Source organism: Acinetobacter sp. CY79 (assembly GCF_059515845.1).
The window spans coordinates 13704-35783 of sequence record NZ_JCAKMY010000010.1; the positions used below are offsets into that span (position 1 = coordinate 13704).

The 22080-nt window shown below is 39.2% G+C and carries 15 protein-coding genes; 9 read left to right on the forward strand and 6 right to left on the reverse strand.

Annotated features, from left to right (window positions below):
• Positions 1-176 precede the first annotated feature (176 nt).
• Complete coding sequence (gene uvrA / locus AC5YCE_RS05300) at positions 177-3008, forward strand: excinuclease ABC subunit UvrA (RefSeq protein ID WP_496171321.1); 2832 nt, start codon at positions 177-179, stop codon at positions 3006-3008.
• Between the two features lie 126 nt (positions 3009-3134).
• Complete coding sequence (locus tag AC5YCE_RS05305) at positions 3135-3647, forward strand: hypothetical protein (RefSeq protein WP_496171322.1); 513 nt, start codon at positions 3135-3137, stop codon at positions 3645-3647.
• Between the two features lie 230 nt (positions 3648-3877).
• On the opposite strand, the gene AC5YCE_RS05310 is transcribed toward AC5YCE_RS05305, so the two are convergent.
• Positions 3878-5590, reverse strand: a complete 1713-nt coding sequence (locus AC5YCE_RS05310; RefSeq protein WP_496125410.1) for a GGDEF domain-containing protein — start codon at positions 5588-5590, stop codon at positions 3878-3880.
• Positions 5591-6139: 549 nt separating this feature from the next.
• Positions 6140-6991, reverse strand: coding sequence for a class D beta-lactamase (gene blaOXA, locus AC5YCE_RS05315; protein WP_496125411.1), 852 nt, complete (start codon positions 6989-6991; stop codon positions 6140-6142).
• Between the two features lie 920 nt (positions 6992-7911).
• On the opposite strand from blaOXA, the gene omp33-36 reads away from it, so the two are divergent.
• Positions 7912-8784: a porin Omp33-36 gene (gene omp33-36, locus AC5YCE_RS05320; protein ID WP_496125412.1), complete on the forward strand. Its 873-nt coding sequence runs from the start codon at positions 7912-7914 to the stop codon at positions 8782-8784.
• Positions 8785-8857: 73 nt separating this feature from the next.
• Here the strand turns inward: omp33-36 and AC5YCE_RS05325 are convergent, their stop codons facing one another.
• The 3 genes from AC5YCE_RS05325 to AC5YCE_RS05335 form a co-directional block, all read right to left on the reverse strand.
• Entirely contained in the window at positions 8858-9547 is a 690-nt protein-coding gene (locus AC5YCE_RS05325; protein ID WP_496125413.1) for an ion channel, read from the reverse strand.
• A 213-nt stretch (positions 9548-9760) separates the two neighbouring features.
• On the reverse strand, positions 9761-11476 hold the full coding sequence (locus AC5YCE_RS05330; RefSeq protein WP_496125487.1) for a cation acetate symporter: 1716 nt from the start codon (positions 11474-11476) through the stop codon (positions 9761-9763).
• Between the two features lie 2 nt (positions 11477-11478).
• Positions 11479-11811, reverse strand: a complete 333-nt coding sequence (locus tag AC5YCE_RS05335; RefSeq protein ID WP_496171323.1) for a DUF485 domain-containing protein — start codon at positions 11809-11811, stop codon at positions 11479-11481.
• 180 nt (positions 11812-11991) lie between these two features.
• On the opposite strand from AC5YCE_RS05335, the gene AC5YCE_RS05340 reads away from it, so the two are divergent.
• Both AC5YCE_RS05340 and AC5YCE_RS05345 read left to right on the forward strand, forming a co-directional pair.
• Complete coding sequence (locus AC5YCE_RS05340) at positions 11992-15483, forward strand: hybrid sensor histidine kinase/response regulator (protein ID WP_496125415.1); 3492 nt, start codon at positions 11992-11994, stop codon at positions 15481-15483.
• Positions 15484-16012: 529 nt separating this feature from the next.
• On the forward strand, positions 16013-16780 hold the full coding sequence (locus AC5YCE_RS05345; RefSeq protein ID WP_496125416.1) for a hypothetical protein: 768 nt from the start codon (positions 16013-16015) through the stop codon (positions 16778-16780).
• A 111-nt stretch (positions 16781-16891) separates the two neighbouring features.
• On the opposite strand, the gene AC5YCE_RS05350 is transcribed toward AC5YCE_RS05345, so the two are convergent.
• Positions 16892-17542, reverse strand: coding sequence for a response regulator (locus AC5YCE_RS05350; protein ID WP_496125417.1), 651 nt, complete (start codon positions 17540-17542; stop codon positions 16892-16894).
• 378 nt (positions 17543-17920) lie between these two features.
• Between AC5YCE_RS05350 and msuE the strand changes: the two genes are divergently transcribed.
• The 4 genes from msuE (at position 17921) to AC5YCE_RS05370 (ending at position 22018) form a co-directional block, all read left to right on the forward strand.
• Entirely contained in the window at positions 17921-18649 is a 729-nt protein-coding gene (gene msuE / locus AC5YCE_RS05355) for an FMN reductase (protein ID WP_496171324.1), read from the forward strand.
• 37 nt (positions 18650-18686) lie between these two features.
• On the forward strand, positions 18687-19796 hold the full coding sequence (sfnG, locus tag AC5YCE_RS05360; RefSeq protein WP_496125419.1) for a dimethylsulfone monooxygenase SfnG: 1110 nt from the start codon (positions 18687-18689) through the stop codon (positions 19794-19796).
• Positions 19797-20019: 223 nt separating this feature from the next.
• On the forward strand, positions 20020-21249 hold the full coding sequence (locus tag AC5YCE_RS05365) for an MFS transporter (protein WP_496171325.1): 1230 nt from the start codon (positions 20020-20022) through the stop codon (positions 21247-21249).
• 148 nt (positions 21250-21397) lie between these two features.
• Positions 21398-22018, forward strand: coding sequence for a riboflavin synthase subunit alpha (locus AC5YCE_RS05370; protein ID WP_496171326.1), 621 nt, complete (start codon positions 21398-21400; stop codon positions 22016-22018).
• Positions 22019-22080: the final 62 nt, after the last annotated feature.

Sequence of the window (22080 nt, forward strand, 5' to 3'; positions counted from 1 at the left end):
AACGCATCTGAGCAGAATACAAAATTGATTCTGCTTGATGCATTTATCAGCTTGAAAGATGACTTTTTGAAATGTGCCGACATCATTTGTCGTTTTATTTTATTAAAAACCTACTTGAACAAAATTAAATCGTTATCATATATAACCTTCAATTTGCATAACATCGAGATGTTTTTATGAGCCAAAGTCATATCCGTATTCGAGGCGCACGTACCCATAACTTAAAAAATGTGTCACTCGATATTCCACGCGATAAGTTCGTGGTGATTACGGGACTTTCAGGTTCAGGTAAATCATCTCTAGCTTTTGATACCTTATATGCTGAAGGTCAACGTCGCTATGTGGAATCTTTATCTGCTTATGCACGTCAATTCTTATCACAAATGGAAAAACCTGAAGTCGATTCAATTGAAGGTCTAAGCCCTGCGATTGCGATTGAACAAAAATCAACGAGTCATAACCCACGCTCTACTGTGGGTACAATTACCGAAATTTACGATTATCTTCGTCTGCTATATGCACGTGTCGGTACACCCTACTGTCCTGAACATGACCTGCCGATGGTCGCTCAAACTGTTTCGGAAATGGTCGATGCAGTCAAAGCCTTAGATGAAGGCACAGCATTAATGCTTCTTGCACCTGTGGTTCGTGATCGTAAAGGTGAATACACCAATCTATTTGAACAGCTGCAAGGTCAAGGTTTTGTTCGCGCACGTGTTGATGGTGAAATCATTGAAATTGATTCACCACCTGAACTGGATAAAAAGAAAAAACACACCATCGAAGTCGTTGTAGATCGTTTTAAAGTCCGCGATGATTTGGGTAACCGTATTGCTGAATCCTTTGAAACGGCACTTCGTTTAGGTGGTGACATCGCAATTTTGGCATGGATGAATGACGAACAGCCTGAACGTACATTCTCAGCAAAACATTCTTGCCCGCAATGTGACCGTGCTGTGGCTGAACTTGAACCTCGTTTATTCTCATTTAACAATCCATTCGGCGCATGCCCTGTCTGTGATGGTTTAGGTACACGCAGTCACTTTAGTGCGGATAAACTGATACCTTCTCAAGATGTTTCTTTAAGCCAAGGTGCAATTCGTGGTTGGGATCGTCAGCGTCCTTACTATTACACCATGATTCAAAAAGTCGCGGGTCATTATGGTTTTTCGCTGGATACGCCTTGGAATGAACTTGATGCGGATACCAAAAAGAAATTCCTTTATGGTACAGGTAAAGAAAAAATTGACCTGAGTTATATCGATGAACGTGGTCGTAAACATTCTCGAGTTCAAGCTTTTGAAGGAGTCTTGCCTCATTTAGAGCGACGCTACCGTGAAACAGAGTCGAACTATGTCCGTGAAGACTTAGCACAGTATTTATCTAATGCCGCATGTGATGCTTGTGATGGTTCACGTCTGAATGAAATTTCGCGTAATGTGAAAATCTTAGATAAAACTATCGCTCAGATTACCAAAATGTCGATTGGTGATGCTGAAGCCTATTATCAAGATTTGCAACTTGAAGGTGCTAAGGGCGAAATTGGCGACAAGATTTTTAAAGAAATTCGTGAACGTTTACATTTCTTAGTTTCTGTCGGTTTGAATTATTTAAGTCTATCTCGTTCGGCTGAAACGCTGTCAGGTGGTGAAGCTCAGCGTATTCGTTTGGCTTCGCAAATTGGCGCAGGTCTTATGGGCGTGATGTACGTACTCGATGAACCATCAATTGGTTTGCATCAACGTGATAATGACCGCCTGCTTGAAACTTTGGTTCGTTTACGTGACCTAGGCAATACGGTCCTTGTGGTTGAGCATGATGAAGATGCTATTCGTGCTGCCGACCATATTATTGATATTGGTCCTGGTGCAGGTGTACATGGTGGACATGTCATCGCGGAAGGCACTTATGAAGAAATTTTGGCCAATAAAGAATCCCTCACAGGACAGTATTTATCAGGAAAACTCAAAATCGAAGTGCCGAAAGTCCGTACACCATCACCTAAACCTGATGAAAAAATCAAGCTCATGGGTGCTGCGGGTCATAACTTAAAGAATGTCGATTTAACCATTCCTTTAGGTGTAATGACTTGTGTAACAGGTGTATCAGGTTCGGGTAAATCAACCTTGATTAACCGTACTCTATTACCTTTAGCTGCGACTCAGTTGAATGGTGCAACCACTTTAACCGCGGAAAAATTTGATTCGATTGATGGCTTACAATTCCTCGATAAAGTCGTCGATATTGACCAAAGTCCAATTGGTCGTACACCGCGCTCAAACCCTGCAACCTATACAGGCTTATTCACCCCGATTCGTGAACTCTTTGCTCAAACGCCTGAAGCGAAAGCACGTGGTTATGCGGCAGGTCGTTTCTCGTTTAACGTGAAAGGTGGTCGCTGTGAAGCCTGTGAAGGTGACGGTATGATCAAGGTTGCGATGCATTTCTTACCTGATATGTATGTGCCTTGTGATTCGTGTCATGGCAAGCGTTATAACCGTGAAACTTTGGAAGTAGGCTTTAAGGGTAAAAACATTTCTGATGTATTGGAAATGACCGTTGAAGATGCGATGCATTTCTTTGATGCCATTCCTGTGATTCACCGCCGTTTAGAAACTTTAACTCAAGTGGGTCTAGGCTATATCCGTTTAGGTCAGTCAGCGACGACGCTTTCAGGTGGTGAAGCGCAACGTGTGAAATTGGCTCGTGAACTTGCGAAGCGTGATACAGGTAAGACTTTATATGTGTTGGATGAACCAACGACAGGTCTGCATTTCCATGATATTGCGAAGTTACTCGACATCTTGCATGAGCTTCGTAATAAAGGGAATACCATCGTGGTGATTGAGCATAATTTGGATGTGATCAAAACCGCCGATTGGGTGATTGATCTGGGTCCTGAAGGGGGGTCAGGTGGTGGGATGATTATTGCTGAAGGCACGCCTGAAGAAGTAGTAAAAGTCAAAGCATCACATACAGGTAAGTTCTTAAAGGCGATGTTGAAATAAAAATCTCCCCTAGCTCCTCTTTAAAAAGAGAGGAATTCCCTCCTTTGAAAAGGAGGGTTAGGGAGGATTTAAAATACTGAATTTATATGATAAAACGGTGATCCATTCACCGTTTTTTTTATTGTTATGACTTTATTAGAGATAATTGATACAGCCGTAAAAATTGGTTTAGGCGCGCTAATTACAGGGGCTATTACCTACCTTATTCAAAAAGTGAATATTTCAGCTGCAACAGCTAAAGAAAATCTACAATTTAACAGAACCTTATTAACCAATATTTCGGTTGATATTGAAGAAATCACTCATACCGTTTTAAAAATGTGGGCTATTTTTGAATTTGAAACTAAAAAAGTTCAAATGGATAAAGATAAAATATCCGAACGCCTAGAACCAATTAGAAATACGCTCTTCAGAGATTTTCATTTACTTAGTAAAAGTGAAGGTTTGCTTCTTCTAAATGGCTATAACGAACAGCAAGAAAAACTAAGAAGTTATGGTGAAATTTTAGGAAGATTTAATTCTTATACAGTATTCAGAAATGGTGTAGTCAACTCCATCAATACAACTGAATTCAAATCCCAAATACTACAAGCCAGAAAGGATCTATATGAAAGTTTAAATAAAGTAATCCCTAAATAACCCGAATCCTGCTTAAGGAAATGAGATCATTCATCTTGAGGCTTATCCATCATTTTGAGCATAAAAAAGTCTATGCTTTGGTCTGATAACACTAAAAACTAATCATAAAATTACATTTAGCTTATGATTTTAAAGAAAAATCCTTATCCGCGATTCGGGTAAAATAGTTTTTATCTACTACATCAAATTTATTGTAACTGGAGACCGTAAAAAGTGATTTAAAATTTTAATCAACCCTCTACTACATTCTTCCCTCTCGCCTTCGCCTTAAACAAGGAACGATCTGCTTGAGCCAACAACTCCATCCAACTCTCTGCGCCTACAGCCACGCCAATACTCACCGAAACTGAAATTTTCAAATCTGAATCAGGTACAGTTAAATCCAACTTCGATACCGCATCACGAATTTTTTCAGCGCTTCTTAAAGTTTGCTCCATATTCATTTCATGAAGCACGATTAAGAACTCATCCCCACCAAAACGAATAATCAAATCAGAACCACGAACATTGTTCTTTAAACATTGAGCGACGGAAACAATCACTTGATCCCCAAAGATATGTCCATGTTGATCATTCACTTGTTTAAAATTATCAATATCGACAATGATCAGACACAACTGTTGAAAATGTTGCGGTTGGTGATCCGCTATTTTTAAATAATCATCCAAAGCCAAACGATTCAAAACACCCGTCAAATTATCTGTATTGGCAATACTTTTTAGCTCAAACTCAAAGGCATCACGTTGCTTCAACATATACTGCAACTTATGCAAAGCATCATATAAAGAATAAGCTTGGTGATGCTCATGCTCGACCTGACCTCCATTCTCTGGCGTATGAGAAAAAGACAACTCTACAATCATATTACGTGCTTCGATCAACGGTGCAAAAACCTTACGCTGAGCATAAATCATCGTAAATATGGCAAAAAATAAAGAAATAAGTGAAACACTGGTGGTAATTAAAAATACATTCTTTGCAGCATTCAGTTCTGCTTGAGCCACTTCAACACTGTGATCGAGCAAATATTTTTGAAAATCGATCACTGTCAAGAACTTACCTGAGATCGCAGTCGTCAATTCAGTGCCTTCTAGAGAATAAGGACGACCAGATTCACTCTCTTGAATCAATCTCAAAACAATCGGAATACCCAAATCGATAAATTCAGATTTTACATTTTGATGAAGTTGGGTGAATTCTTCAGTTTTATGCTTTTCAGGTTGAATGGTTTGAACCAAGTCCCAAAGATATTTGACCTGTTTTTCAGTCTGAAGTGCTCTAGCAATATTTTCACTTGGAATCGGTTGCTTAAACGTGACATGCGCCATGACATTTGAAGCAAGACGCCCTGCCTGATCACGCAAATCAGCCAAAATCAGAATTAAACTATAATAATCTGCGATGCCCGTATCCTTACTTTCAGCTTGTTTAACCATATTTTTTAATACGATATAACTGCTGTCCCAAGCATTAAACATGTACACAACTGCATCATCAAGTTTGGTTGCCGAACGTTGATCTATCGGTGTATGAATATACGCATCGACATACTCACGCCCCGCTTCTAAATGATATATGAGGTCATCATGCAATTTACCTGTAAGTGAATCAAATCCGGAGCGATGTAAAATATTAAACGTCTCTTTAATTTGTTGATCTACACCCTCACGGTAGGTTTGCAAGTTAGCTACATTCTGGCTGAGCTGTTCGGGCGTGCTCGACATGGCCATATTGGCAGGACCACGCTCACGTGAAATTCGATTAACTAGATCTGCAACCGCTTTTAAGCTTTCAATTTCAATGAGTGCTTGGCGAGCTTTATTGTAATGTTGATATTGACTGACAATGAGTGGGATAGAGATAGATAATAAAGACATGACAATAATCAGAACGGATATAAACAGACGTTTACTGATCTGTTCAGAATGTAGTTTCGCACTCATTCTCGCCCCATCAATGTTGTTAAAATATTAAATTATCTAAATTGCATATTTATTATGCATGGCTTTTACTTTAAGCCAAATGAAGTATGAAATCTATGTGTTTAAAATAATTAAAATCAGATAGCATTGTTAAACATGAAATAAATCTCAAAATAATGTGACAAACATCACAATATAATAAATAGTTAGTATTATTATTTCAATCTAGCGAGAACTTTTAAAACCCCTTATGTTTATAATTTATCCGAATCTTTAAATTAAAATCAATTATTTATTTATAATTCGAGTCAATAATCGAAAATTTAGATTATTTAGATCCTTTTTAACCATTTCCTTTTTTGCATGATTTTTCCCATAATAAACCCATAGAGAGAACAAAGACACATTCTTGTTTAAGCAATCAGTTTATTCCTCGGATGTTTCTCCCACATTTACGAACATCCTTTCAGCCCAACCATACCCCAATCGGTTGGGTTTTTTTTATTTGTAATTTCTTAACACTTTGTCGTGTTCAGCACGATCTCTAAAATAATATTCTTAAAAAGATCATTATCTTAGATAGTGAAATAATCCCAATTTATCCAAAACATCTAGAGTCAGCGCTTTGCGTTGTCCTACATCAGCATTTTGCTGCATTTCCATATTCAATGAAAAGGCTGTTACGTTTCCATCTGCTTGCTCAACCCATCCAGTAAACCAACCGACCTGAGGTTCAACATCCATTCCCCAACCACTTTTCGCATAAAGCGTGTTTAGACCTCTTTTCTCAATCAAAAGCATACTTTTAACATCGTGTTGAACTTTTTGTTGAAAAGCCAACCGTTCAGTGGCTAATTGATAGATAAATTTTGCTTCTTGTTCTGGCGTAATTTTCAACGGTCCAACTAACCAAAAATTATCGACCTGATGACCGATCTGCTTGTTTCCAAACCCAATTCTTTTGATTTCCTGTTGCATCAAGCTCAAGCCTATTCGTCTTGCAACGGTTTGATAGACAGGTACAGCCGAAGCTTGCATTGCATCTGCCAAAGTTAAATCCTTTTCCCAAGCTTTAAAGCTTCTTGGTTCTCCATCCCACTTAAATATTTCATTCACAGAGGTTTTACGGTGTTCCAAAGCAATCAACGCGTTTAACACTTTGAAAGTAGAAGCTGGGATATATGGTGTCTGGCCCCGTTCTAACGCATTACCATAATGTTCTAAATGAGTTCCATCAAAAGTGACAAAAGTACCTTTTACCTCTGCTTCATTGAATAATTTTTGAATGTTGGTTTTTTTAATTTGGTCTGTTTGTAATTTTGAGCTTTTTATACTCAAGTCAACTAATTGCTTTTGCTCAGAATTAAACGTACAAGCAGACAGTGCTAAGCTGAAACATAGGACACATATCGTCGTTTTCATGGCTTATTTGACTAGGTCGGTTATCTAAATGACCTTCAGTATGCCATATCTCTATTTAACATCCATTCCATACAAAAAATTTGGAAAAATAATATTTACCCATGCAATATCTTAGTGCATAATGCACCCCATTAGGGCGGGTTTAGTTTTATTCCTCAGCAGATTGATTGAATTCCCCTCGAGTTTTGGCGAAAAAACCTAATTTTGAATAAAAATTAGGTTTTTTTTTGCTTATAATTTTTAAAAATCAGTTTTTTTGCACCAAAATGAATCAATAAATCGTTTAAAAGTTTTAAGTTATTCAGCCTATGCACCTCTAGCATTAGGGTATATAGAAAATCGGATAAAAAAAAGCCCAACCTTGGGGAAAGTTGGGCATATAAAACTGTATAGCTGGTCCAAAACATAAATGAATCTTTCGATTTCATCACTGCTTTGTGAATAAATTTATTATGTGAAAAATCGTCTAATTTGTAAAGCCGATTAATTTAGTATGATTTGATAAGAATAACACTTATTGAATATTATGATACATAGTTTACATTTTAAAAATTTAAATGTTCGCATTTTAATCACAATACCTTCTTAGATTATCAAAAGATGCTCTAAATCTGAACACAAAGGAAGAAACAGCTTAATCATTAAACAAAAATAATAATGTCTTATAGAAAATAAGTTTGATTGTTATTTTATTTTATTATTAATCAACTGTATTAAAGTGGGAATATAAAAAATAAACTATTGTTATATAAAACATATTTACGATCTAATCTAATCATAAAGATTTTCCATTGATTTAAAATCAAACTTCGTTGGTTGTTAAATATGCAAACCCTTTTATAATATGATTCATTTTAGTTATAAATTGTTACAATAGCGCGCATTTTGCACATATTATATCAAGACTATTGGTAATCATTATGAAAAAACTCAGTTTAGCCACTGCTTTATTATTAGCCATGACTGGTGCTCAAGCGTACCAATTTGAAGTACAAGGTCAGTCTGAGTTCATCGACAATACTGCTGATGCTCAAGATTTTTCAGGTGCTGTACAAGGTACTTACTACTTTAAAAATGTTGATGCGACTAAAGGTCCTTTAGCTGAAGCTGCTTTCGTAAACCAAGCATCAAATGTTGCTTTGGCTTACAACTATGGCGAAAACAAATTTGCTGGCGAACGTACTGTAAACCACGTATATGGCGCAAAAGCTGAAGCATATATCCCAACTTCAGTTGTTCCTGCTTACGTAAGCGCTGCTTATAGCCACACCATTCAAGACAACAAAACTGGTTTAGCTGATGATCAAGGCGATCGTTATGCATTAGAATTGGGTGCTGTTGTTGTACCTAATTTCTTGGTTGCTGTTGGTTACACTAGCGTTGCTGACCAAACTTCTTTTGATGCTTTCAACATCGTATCAAATGGTGTTGCTAAAGCAGCGATTGAATCTGCAACAATTGCAGACAAGAAAGACGCAATCACTGCACGCACTAAATACGTAGGTGCAATCGATGGTACAAATATGTCTATCGGTTTCGAAACTGGTTTAGTTTATGGTCGTGACACTGCTTACAACCTTAAAACTGATCTTTTTGTAACTCCTGCTTTAAGCATGGGTGTTTCTTATGCTGAAACAAGTGCTGACATCGCGAACGATAAAGCATGGGGCGCTAACGTAAACTACTTCGTTACTCCAGCAATCGCTGTTGGCGCAACTTATGTAAATTCAAATGCGGTAGGCGACAACACTGATACTCAAACTGTTGGCGTAAATGCGAAATTCCGTTTCTAATTTAATTTAGAAGTTGAATCAAAAAAGGACGCTATTTGCGTCCTTTTTTATGGCTTAGATATTCCGATCAAGATCATTCATCTTTTTTGTTTTTCGGCAAATGTGCAATGTATTGTAAAGCAATCAGCCTAGAAACAATTAAGGCGAGGTACATCACCCCACCAAACATTTGAAGCATAGCCAAAATACGTGCTGCTGGACTCAAGGGAATCAAGTCAGACAAGCCTGTTGCCGATTGCAAACTAAAGCTAAGAAACAATAAATCCAACCAAGATTGCAAACCAGCCACATTAGGATTGAGAAAACTATTGGGAATTAAAATTTGGCAAATGTTATATAAAAATGCAAAGCCCCATGCGATCAGAGTAAAGACTGCACCTGCTGCGAACAGCTCATCTTTGGTCAAATAGCGGTCTTCAAACATGTAACGTAATAACCCAAATGCAGCAATAAAATAAGCAATCGCCTCACAAGCAAGTCCGATGACAAGAATATAAGGATGATGAGCCCCGATCAGAATAAGTAAAGAAAAAATCAGTGCTCCACCAACAAACGTAAGACCTAGAATCGTAAATACAGGGGTCTGACGAATCACTTTAGCAATAATCAATAGCACTAATACACCCAGTGCCCAAGTCACTGCACGATAAGTCATACTTTCATTGGTCAGTAATGAAAGAAGTAAAATGACGAATTGAAGGAATAGTAACCAAGCTGAAGGAAGTAAGCGAAATCCTTTCCAAAATTCAACCAATACTTGCATAGATCATATCCAGAATATTTTTATTTTAAGATGGTCGTAAACACTATTTGAAAATAATTTATAAAATTAGAAATGAGCATATCCTGTGTTCTAATCATTCAGCAAACTAAATTCGTCATTAGATTTGTATCTGTATAAACGAAGATTTTATATACTGGCTTACAATAAAAAACCTCCCGAAGGAGGTTGTTGAATGGTTTATCTTTTCACATTTTAGTGATCTGATGCACCCGAGATACCAATACCGGTTTGTGAGCGAACGAACTGTGCATCGAATGCTTTACGTTCAGCTTGAGCCTGTGCTGAATTATCAGTCACAGAGAACAACCAGCAACAGAAGAATGCTAAAGGCATCGCGAATAATGCAGGGCCATTGTATGGGTTAATTGGTGTATCAGAAATACCGAGTGTATCTACCCAAACTGCTTTAGATAAGATAATCAACGTTACGGCTAATACCAAACCAACCACACCACCAGCGACCGCACCACGCGTTGTTAAACCTTTCCAGAACATTGAAAGTACAAGTACTGGGAAGTTTGCACATGCCGCTACAGAGAACGCTAAACCCACCATGAAAGCAACGTTTTGTTTTTCGAAAACGATACCTAAAATCATCGCAAAAATAGCAAGACCTAAAGTCGCAATTTTAGACATACGGAGTTCAGATTCAGGCGTTGTTTGACCTTTCTTAAATACGTTCGCATATAAGTCATGTGAAATTGCTGAAGCACCTGATAATGTCAAACCAGCAACCACTGCAAGAATCGTTGCGAATGCTACAGCAGAAATGAAGCCCATGAACAGATCGCCACCCAGTGCTTCTGATAAATGCACCGCAGCCATGTTGTTACCACCCACAAGTTCTAGCTTGCCAGTCACCGCCATTTTCGCAATATCAAGGAATTGTGGGTTGTTCGATACGTAAAGGATCGCACCAAAACCAATGATGAACGTTAATAAGTAGAAGTAACCAATAAAACCTGTCGCAACAACCACTGATTTACGTGCTTCTTTCGCATCTTTAACTGTGAAGAAACGCATCAAAATATGTGGAAGACCCGCTGTACCAAACATCAAGGCTAAGCCGAGAGAAATCGCATCAATTGGATTGGCAGCCAACTTTCCTGGCCCCATAATCGCGCCAGCTTGATCCAGCGTTACATCATGTACTTTAGAGAATACACCGATTGATTGGTTAAACATTTCTGAGAAGCTAAAACCAACACCTTTCATCACCATAAATGCCATGAAAGTTGCGCCAGACAATAGCATGACCGCTTTAATGATCTGTACCCATGTTGTTGCCAACATACCACCGAACATCACATAAGCCATCATCAATAGACCAACGATCACTACTGCAATATTGTAGTTCAAGCCAAATAAAAGTTTAATTAACTGCCCTGCACCGACCATTTGAGCGATCAAATAGAATGCCACGACTACCAATGAACTCACTGCTGCCAAAGTACGTACTGGCTTTTCAGCTAAACGGAAAGACACGACATCCGATAAGTTAAATTTACCCAAGTTACGTAAACGTTCAGCAATCAAGAACAATACAATTGGCCAACCCACCATAAATCCAAGTGAATACAGCAAGCCATCAAAGCCTGACATAAACACCATTGCGGAAATACCGAGGAACGATGCTGCTGACATATAGTCACCGGCAATCGCCAACCCATTTTGGAAACCTGAGATACCACCACCTGCTGTATAGAAGTCATTGGTATTGGTGGTTTGTTTTGCTGCCCATTTGGTAATAAACAGTGTTGCACCAACGAAAATCATAAACATGATAATCGCAGGCCAGTTTGTCGCTTGTTGCTCAGCGGCACCTAAATCTGGGCCAGCCATTGCAATGCTAGAACCGAGTAATGTGGTAGCAGCAACAGCTTGAGATTTGAATGAATTCCATTTCATCATCAGTGTGGTCCTTTTTCATGAGTGATCGCTTCAACTTCACGCATTGCATCTTGATTGAGCTGATCTAGTTTGTTGTTGGCAATATATGAATACACACCACACAAAATAAACGACAACACAATAATGCCTAGACCCAGTGGAATACCCCAAGTCGTTACGCCACCACTCACTGAACTCAATAGAAATTCTTTGTTGTACCCAACGAGTAACATAAAGCCAACATAAACAAACAACATGATCGCGGTAAGCGTCCAACTCAGCGTACTTTTTTTCGCAACCATTTCTTTGAATTTAGGATTTTGTAGAATCTGTTCTACCTGTCTCTCATCCATAATATTTTCTCCGTTTACCATCATCTAATGGCGGTTTTTTAATCTTTTTATTTCATGATGCAAATTAACAATTTTTAATACAACTCGTAACTTAGACTTTGGTCTTTTAAATTCGATCAATTTGAACGCGGAAGTTCACGAATACGGTATTATGTCCTCAGAATTTAATGTGTGTGTCATATGAACAGCTGGTTGATCATTGGGGTGCTCGCCCTTTATATCCTCATACTCTTTGTTTGCGCCTTTTTTGGTGAAAAACATGCCAGTCGACTGAGTCCGCGCGGTCGTATGCTGTTATTTAGCCTGACATTAGGGGTGTACTGCTCATCATGGACATTTTACGGCGCAACGGGCGCAGCTGTTCGTGAAGGCATTATTTTCCTCCCTATTTATCTTGGACCTTTACTCTTTGTCGGTCTAGGCTATGACATTTGGCGTCGTCTTGGGCGTGTGCGGCAGCATCATGCCATTTCATCGATTGCGGATTTTGTTGCTGCGCGTTATGGCAAAAGTGGCCCTTTGGCTTCAATAGTCACCATCCTTGCAGTCATTGCCATTATTCCGTATTTGGCCCTACAACTTCGTGCAATTGCATTGAGTGCATCCGTGATGTTGGAGCAAAATGCAGGCGTCATGAGTACCACGACTAACGGTGTTTTAGCACTGACAGGTGTACTTGCGATTTTAGCCATGATGTTTGGCACACGTCAGATTGCCAATACCGAACAGCACGGTGGGCTCATGCTGGCTGTGGCATTTGAATCCTTTGTGAAATTATTTGCACTCATTTGCGTTGCATTATTCTTCTTATTGGATTCACCTGAAAATATTATTCAGGTCTCTAAAGATGTCACTAAAACCTTCCATGAGGTTCAGCTGTTTGGTGTCCCTGATACATTTTGGATTCAAACGCTACTTGCTGGTTTAGCGATTATTTGTTTACCGCGTCAGTTTCACGTTGCGGTGGTTGAACTGCGTGATGAAAAACATATTCGTGGCGCGCGTCGCTGGTTTGCAGCCTATTTAATTTTGACGCTGTTAGCGATTATTCCAATTGCGAGTTGGGCTTTACACGCGGCACCAGAATATTTAGCTATTCCAGATGTTGCTGTACTGTCTTTACCTTTAAGTTATAACCAAGATTGGTTGACGCTTTTAGCTTTTCTGGGTGGTTTTTCTGCGTCAACAGGGATGCTGTTGGTCTCTTCTGTGGCACTGTCGATCATGCTCAGTAATGACTTGATCATGCCTGCACTATGGCGTTTAAATTTATTGTCGAGACACGATAAACGTCTTCCACAGATGCTGAAATTGGTTCGCCGTATTTGTATTTTAGCCGTCATGTTATTGGGCTTCTTATTCTTCCGCTTCTTTAATGATATCGATCAATTGTCTGTTTTTGGACTGTTGGCGTTTAGTGCTGTAGCACAATTTGCGCCAGCATTGATTGGTGGTCTGTATTGGCGTGGGGGAAGTAGACAAGGAGTTTATGCAGGATTAATCACTGGTTTTGCGATGTGGACGTATACCCTGTTGTTCCCGACTATATTGCGTAGCTTACCTGACGATTATTATCAATTTACTTATTCCTTTTTAATGTTTGGTCCATTGGAGATCGACTGGCTCAGACCTGAAGCATTACTTGGTTTTGAGTCTTTCGCACCGCTGACGCATGGAGTCATTTGGTCACTGGGTCTAAATATTATTCTGTATATTTGGATTTCACGCATTTATCGCCCAAGTATTGCAGAACAAATTCAGGCTGAAAGTTTCTTTTATTATGAAACCAAGCCTTTATTGACTCAAAGTACATCTAATGAAATCAGTTATTTACATCATGATGTAGCACGTTTAAAAGTGGGCGATTTGATCGCGCTTGCAAAACGTATTACAGGTGAAGGGCCAACCACTCATGCGTTTAATCAGTTCTGCTTATCCAACAATGTCATTTTAAATGAAAATAGCTCTGCCAATGGTATGTGGTGGCGCTTCACGGAACAATACTTAGCAGGAACGATTGGTGCGGCATCAGCACGGACACTGCTCACCACAGCCATGGTCAATAATGGCTTGGCACTGGGTCAAGTTGCTAATATTCTCGACCAAGCTTCACAATGGCAACGCTTTAATCAAAATCTGATTATGACCATGATCGATCACATGACTCAAGGCGTGAGCGTGGTCGATGAGAATATGTGTTTGGTGGCATGGAATAATCAATATTTGATTTTGTTCGATTATCCAAAAGATTTGGTCTACGTCGGCTGTCCAATTGCAGATCTAATTCGTTATAACGCTGAACGTGGAGAATGTGGACCGGGTTCAATTGAAGAGCATGTGCGTAAGCGTATTCGTTGGATGAAAGTCGGTAGTGCCCATGAATTTGAGCGTATTCGTAAAGATGGTCGCGTGATTCAGATGCGTGGTAATCCAATTGAAGGCGGTGGTTTCGTAACGACTTTTGCAGACATTACGGCATTCCGTGAAAATGAAGCCTTACTTGAAGGTCGTGTACAAGATCGCACCCAACAGCTTGCAGATGCTTTAACAGAACAACAATTGGCGCGTGAACAAGCAGATAAAGCCAACATGTCGAAAAGTCGCTTTATTGCAGCTGCCAGCCACGATTTACTACAGCCGATGCATGCTGCACGCTTATTTAGCACAGCATTAGAACAAAGTGTACAAACTGAAGAAGATCGTAAGACATTACAACAGCTAGATCGTGCCTTACATGGCGCAGAGAGTATGCTCTCTGCCCTGCTTGATATTGCTCGACTTGAAGGGGGTTCAATTCAACCCAAGCGCCAAGCATATCCATTGCATGATTTACTCAGTGATTTAGAATTACAGTTCAAATCCATCGCAGCTCAACGGGGTATCCAGTTTAAAGTGCACGATGTGAAATTTTGGATTGACACTGATCCTCAATGGATTCGACGCATTATTCAAAACTTCGTCAGCAATGCTTTACGCTATACCGCAAAAGGTCGTGTGATCGTGGGCGTACTTCGTTCGGCTGAACGTCCTAATCATATTCGTATCGGTGTATGGGATACAGGTCCCGGGATTGCGGAACAACAACGGATTAAGCTGTTCCAAGAGTTTGAACGTTGTGGACACACCTCACCTTGGGGCGAACAAGGCTTGGGCCTTGGTTTAGCCATCGTACAACGTATGACAAGTCTCTTAGATTATCCTGTATATGTGTATTCTGAGCTCGGACAAGGTTCATGTTTTATGATTGAGGTCCCTGTGGTTGAAGCACCTAAAGTCGTTGCTTCGCCTATACAAGCAGTACCGCTTAAAACCAAAGCCTATAAGATTTTATGTTTAGACAATGATGAAACCATTCTAGAAGGCATGAGTACCTTGCTGACCAAATGGGGTTATCAAGTGTTTAAAGCCACTGAACCAGAACAAGCGCTAGAAATCATTCAAAGTGAAAACATTCAAGTGTGGTTGGTGGATCAACATCTCAACAATGAAAAAATTGGATTAGATTTCATTGTGGAGCATCGTCAAGACAATGTAGCTGTAGCATTAATCACGGCAGACTCTGATCCTGATCTACCGCAACGTTTAAAAGACCTGAATATTGTCATGCTGAAAAAACCATTGAAACCTGCATCTTTAAGATCATGGTTATCTGGTTTAAAAATCTCACCATGATGTGAGCTTTGATGTAGAAATGTTCATGACCATAGACATTGAAATAGACATTGAAATAGCCATCCAAATAGATGTGCCTTAAATATATTTTGATACATTTAGCCCCTGTTTTTCTTCAACAAAAATAGGGGCTTTTTATACGAAATGTGACATTTCTACACATGCATTGACCACATATTTTGACGCTGTGGCAGAAACCATCAATTCAGCTCCTTTAAGCAGTTCGTAAGTTTGCTAAAAGTGACTTTTGATGAGTTTCTATGGCAATTTCGTTCAAAAATCAAACCAAAGACAAATATATATATTTACAATTTAAATAAGTTATTGTTTTTTAATTTATTATTGGAGATAAAAACTCAACATACAACTTTAGTCTTATTCCTATTGCACCATGCATAAATCATAACCGTATTCAATCACTGAGCGATTCAATCGTCCATAGCTTTTTTGGATCCCTACGTTTATCAAACCATCGACTCAAAAATGCTGAATTGAACCAAGCTCAGATTCAATTGAATAAGGAATTGCTATGAATATTTCAGCCGCTGTACCTCATGGAATCAATAGAGCTCAAGAACTACACCGTCAATATGGTGCGAATTCAATTTTACCTGAAATTAACTGGCAAGATCTTTTTCCACATTCTGCTTTGAATCCTGTGCATTTACAGGCTTTAGAACATATTTACCAAAGTGCTGTGCCCCTCGCACTACAGGTCTTTGAAGAACTGAAATTTGATATTTTTAGCCCAGCTGCATTCCATCCACAAGGTTTGGGTCTATTTGATAAGCTAGCGCAAAAAGAATCTCAATTGATTCAAATTTTGGCCGATGATAGTCAATCTCTCAATGAAGAAACGCGTCATCAAATTTGGAGTATGCTGCTTCGCGGTGGTGCTGTCTTGGTGTTTAAAGCATGGTTAGGCAAAATTAAAACGGGTGAAAATAGTTTAGATATGACTCAGTTTGATGAGATCTCAGATTTGCTGTTTATCAAAACACCGCCTGAATCATTAGCAAAAACCTTAAATGTAAACCCTCAAGCGGATTATGATCATATATTCCTCATGTATGGAAATGAAGTATTTCTAGATCGTTTTAATAGTTTAGAAACAGCAGCCCTCTTTGTAGATTTATCCGTTTATGATGCTGCATTTCTAAGCTTAAGAGATGAACGTGTAGCTGATTATCTCAAAGCCAAAGGTTATGTGTCTCAAGACCAAATTGATGATTTACGATGTGCGCTGAATCCATTGGGTTGCCCTGATTTGATGGGCAAACAGGATTGTCTCGCTTAAATTCTAAAAGATTAAATGCCACATTAAAACTATTGCTCCAACAGCAAAAAAGACCTCTTTCGAGGTCTTTTTTTATATCTATATTTTTAATCGTGAATAATGTGATTCACATTAGACGCGTTTTTCTTCAATGTTGAGAGCATTAATTGCCAATACAGCTTGCGTACGATTTTGAACCCCGAGTTTACGGAAAATTGCCGTTACATGCGCTTTAATCGTTGCCTCAGAAACATCTAACTCGTAAGCAATTTGCTTATTTAACAACCCTTCTGCCACCATCATTAAGACACGGAATTGTTGGGGTGTTAGAGACTGAATACGCTCAGCCAACGCTGTTTCATCTGCAGCACGCGGATCGAAGTTTAAATTCGCTGGCAAATTTGGCGGTAACCAAATATCACCTTCAAGTACTTGACGAATCGCTTCACCAATATGGCTCGGATGTGCAGACTTAGGGATATAACCCATTGCGCCATGTGCAATCGCACGCTGAATAATCGACACTTCTTCATGCGCAGAAACAACAATGATCGGTAAAGAAGGATACTGTGCACGCACATGTACGAGTGCAGAGAATCCAGATGCGCCAGGTAAATTTAGATCCAAAAGAACTAAATCGGGCTCAGGCCCTTTTTCTAGTCGTTCATAGAACTCATTAACAGCAGCTGTTTCATGGATTTGGGCTTGCGGTAAACTGTAACGAACTGCTTGAATTAAAGCATGACGAAACAGGGGATGATCATCAACGATTAAAATATTCATAAGCGACGCGAGAGATCTCTAACACAATCTTTATTCTAACTGTGCTATTGCTGTTAAGGATATATAAATATTAACGAATTTTTGGAAAAATTGTAGGTTAATATTTTCAAACATCATATTTAAATATAAATAAACGATTATCAGATAACTACATCTGTTTTAGATATAAAATATATTCTGAAAAAATATTAATTTATAAATTTTAAATATAACAATAATTATCAATTATTTATGTTAAAAAAACAGCAATTAAATCAACCTTATTAGGCATATCTAAAAATCAGATAATTAATCTTATTTTGCTTATTTTACACGATAAACTAAATATTGATTAATGGATGGCAACACAGTTTTTAGACCCTATTTAGGTTTGCCATTATGACTATTTTACAACAAAAACCATTGAATATCGTTGCCGTATCAGGCGGTTTAAATAATCCATCAAAAACCGAAGCTTTGGTTCAGGCGATCCTTGATGAGCTTGGTGAAGCAACGCCAATCAATGTTCATTTTATTAAATTTAGTGAGATTGGCAATTTACTCGGTGGAGCAATTTATCGTAATCAACTACCTCTACGTGTGCAGGACGATTTAGCTGCAGTAGAAGCAGCGGATGCTCTCATCGTAGGAACACCTGTATATCGTGCGTCTTTTACAGGGTTATTTAAACATTTCTTTGACTTTGTTGAACAAACAGCCCTTGTCGATGTGCCTGTACTTTTGGCGGCATCAGGGGGGAGTGATCGTCATGCATTGGTACTTGAACACCAACTTCGTCCATTGTTTAGCTTCTTCCAAGCGCAAACCTTACCGATTGGTGTCTATGCGACAGATCGTGATTTCACGCCTGAATATACCATTCATAGCGAATTCTTACGTGACCGTATTACGCTTGCAATAGCACGTGCCCTCCCAATTTTAGAGTGGGCACCTGCAAAAGGGCAACGTGCAGAAGTGGTGAAAGCCAAGACTCAGCAAGCCAATCAGAATCTAGGGATTAACAAACAAATCGAGCAAGAAGAAGTTCTTCCATCTGCAGCAGTGCCCAGCTTGGATGCAGCAGAATCTCGTTTGTATGCAAAATCGCCTAAATCACAAGTTGCTTAAATTATAAATTTTAGATCAATATTTCTGGAGACTCGTCATGTCACAATTAAAACAAGAAGCGGTCAAATTTGCATACTGGGTGCCAAACGTCAGTGGCGGACTCGTGGTCAGTAATATTGAGCAACGAACTGACTGGAGTTACGACTACAATGTTCGATTGGCGCAAGCAGCGGAAAAAAGTGGTTTTGAATATGCGCTTACGCAAATTCGTTTCACTGCGGGTTATAACGCAGAAAATCAACATGAGTCGGTGAGTTTCAGTCACGGTATTCTGGCAAAAACTGAAAAATTGAAAGTGATCGCAGCGATTCTACCTGGTCCATGGAAGCCTGCTTTGGCCGCTAAACAATTGGCAAGCATCGATCATTTAACCAATGGACGTATTGCCATCAACGTGGTGAGTGGTTGGTTCCGTGGTGAATTTGATGCGATTGGTGAAGAATGGCCTGAGCATGATCAGCGCTATGAACGCTCGGAAGAATTTATTCGCACGCTTAAAGGCGTTTGGACTGAAGACAATTTTAGTTTTGACGGGAAATACTACCAATTCAAAGATTACACTTTATCGCCTAAACCTCTTCAAAAACCTCATATTGAAATTTTCCAAGGCGGTAGCTCACGCGCTGCACGTGATATGGCATCTCGTGTATCTGATTGGTACTTCACCAACGGCAATACTCCTAGTGAACTCAAAAAACAAATTGATGATATTCGTGAAAAAGCCAAAGCAAATCATCATGATGTCAAAATTGGGGTCAATGCTTTCATTATTGCTCGTGACACTGAAGAGGAGGCAAAGCAAGTCCTTCAAGATATCATTGACAGTGCCAATGTAGAAGCAGTCAAAGCCTTTGGTGATGCCACCAAAGAGGCTGGTGCTTCAACCAAAGAAGGCGAAGGCAACTGGGCAAAATCAACCTTTGAGGATCTCGTTCAATATAACGATGGCTTTAAAACCAATCTGATTGGTACCCCTCAGCAAATTGCAGAGCGTATTGTTGAACTTAAATCAGTTGGTGTAGATCTAGTTCTTGGAGGCTTCCTACACTTCATTGAAGAAGTTGAATATTTCGGTGAAAAAGTACTGCCTTTGGTTCGTAAGCTAGAACAAGCTCAATCCAATCCAATCACGGCAAAGTCCGCTTAATGTATATTGAGATACTCTGTTATTTAAGTTTTGACATCAAAAAATAAATTGAGATAAAAATAAGAAAGTCCTGAAGCAGTAGCAAATTTCCCCTGAGGCTCGGCTTAGGGGATTTTTTTCTAAATCTATTTTTTTAAATTTGAATGTATCACCTCATAATGATCTACATTTCATCACCTAGAACACTTTATAATCATTGAGATTATTCAAAAATTGCCAAGCTATGAGTTCTTCTGTCAAGACTGAGGCAATACCCTCAGGCACACACTCGAATACGCCACAGAAAATGGCGATTCATATCGTTTTTGCGATTGCTTTAGCACATTGTCTCAACGATTTGATCCAAGCTTCATTGCCAGCCATCTATCCTTTATTAAAGGAAAATTTTGCCTTAAGTTTTGCTCAAGTTGGACTCATTTCACTGGTCTTTCAAATCACAGCATCATTATTACAACCGTGGGTTGGGTTTTATACAGATAAGCATCCAAAACCTTATTTACTCCCAATTGGCATGAGCGTGACGCTATGTGGGATTGTGTTACTGGCTTTCGCACCAAGCTTTGCTGTACTTCTTTTAGCTGCGGCACTGATTGGTGTCGGTTCTTCAACTTTTCACCCTGAAGCTTCTAGAGTTGCACGTTTGGCTTCAGGCGGTAAATTCGGCACGGCGCAATCAGCTTTCCAAGTCGGTGGAAATAGTGGCTCTGCCATTGGGCCTTTATTGGCTGCAGCGATTATTGTCCCAAGTGGGCAAGCATCGGCTGCATGGTTAATTGTGATTGCCGTATTCGCCATTGTGGTTTTATTTAAAATCAGTCAATGGACAGTGAAAACTACAATTGCTCATCAACAAAAAACATCTACTGTCTCGGCTCAAATTCAACTGCCACGACATCTGTTCATCACAGCATTAACCGTAATTTGCTTTTTGATGTTTGCCAAATTTACATATATTTCAAGCATCAGTAATTACTATACTTTCTATCTCATGGATAAATTTCAATTGTCTCTGCAGCAGTCACAATTGTATTTATTTGCATTTTTGGGTGCTGTCGCTTTAGGTACCTTTGTTGGAGGTCCAATAGGTGATCGCATTGGTCGTAAAGCCGTGATTTGGGTTTCATTCATAGGAATGGCCCCTTTTGCATTGTTGATGCCTTATGCCAATCTTTTGTGGACATGCATCTTTGCCATGCTTGCAGGTTTGATCATGTCATCAGCATTCTCAGCCATGGTGGTGTATGCACAAGAAGCGATGCCCGGTCGTGTAGGCATGGTCTCTGGCATGATGTTTGGTCTGATGTTCGGCATTAGTGGGATTGCAGCGGCAGTTTTAGGTTATGTTGCAGATCATCAAGGTATTGCATGGGTATTTTCATTTACCTCTTATTTGCCTTTGTTAGGTTTACTCACCTTTTTCTTACCGAATTTGCATGATTCATCCAAGGTATAAACAATTAAAGTGAATCGATTCAGCTCTGCCCGATCGCATGTTTCTAACTGACTAGAAAGCAACGAGGATGGTGGCATATACTCAAGGCTATCCATCAAGTGCTTAGCTTTTAATTCATCCTTTTAAGGATTTAAGAAGACTTAAAAATATGTATACAGGTATTGTTCAAGGTTTAGAAAAAATGATCGACGTTCGCCAAGCTGAAGGTTATCGCACTTTGGTGATTTCCAATCAGCATGATTTTTTTCATGATGTGTTTATCGGTGCAAGTGTGGCAATCAATGGAACTTGTTTAACCGCAACGCATATTGATCTAGATGCCAACCAAGCCCATTTTGATGTTTTAGATCTGACCTTAAAATTGACTACGCTTAAAAGTTTAAAAGCAGGTGATGACGTTAATATTGAGCGTTCTGCCAAAGTCGGTATGGAAAATGGTGGTCATAATCTTTATGGACATATCGAAGGCACTGCTTTAGTCAAAGCCGTGACTCGTCATGGCGAAACCATGCATATTGATCTGGAAATTCCAGATGGCAATATCAAATACTTTTTCCTTAAAGGCTTCATTGGATTGAATGGTTGTAGCTTGACGGTCAATCGAGTTGATCGAGCGACCAATCAAATTTCAATCGATCTCATTCCTGAAACATTGCGTTTAACCACGTGGAAAAATGTGCAAGTCGGCGATGAAGTCAATTACGAAATTGATCAAATGACTCGTACGATGGTGGATACGCTGGAAAATATTCATCAGCGTCAAAATTAAAAAATATAGACATAACAAGCCCCAACGTGATCATCGATTAAAATCTGCGGGGCTTTCTTAAT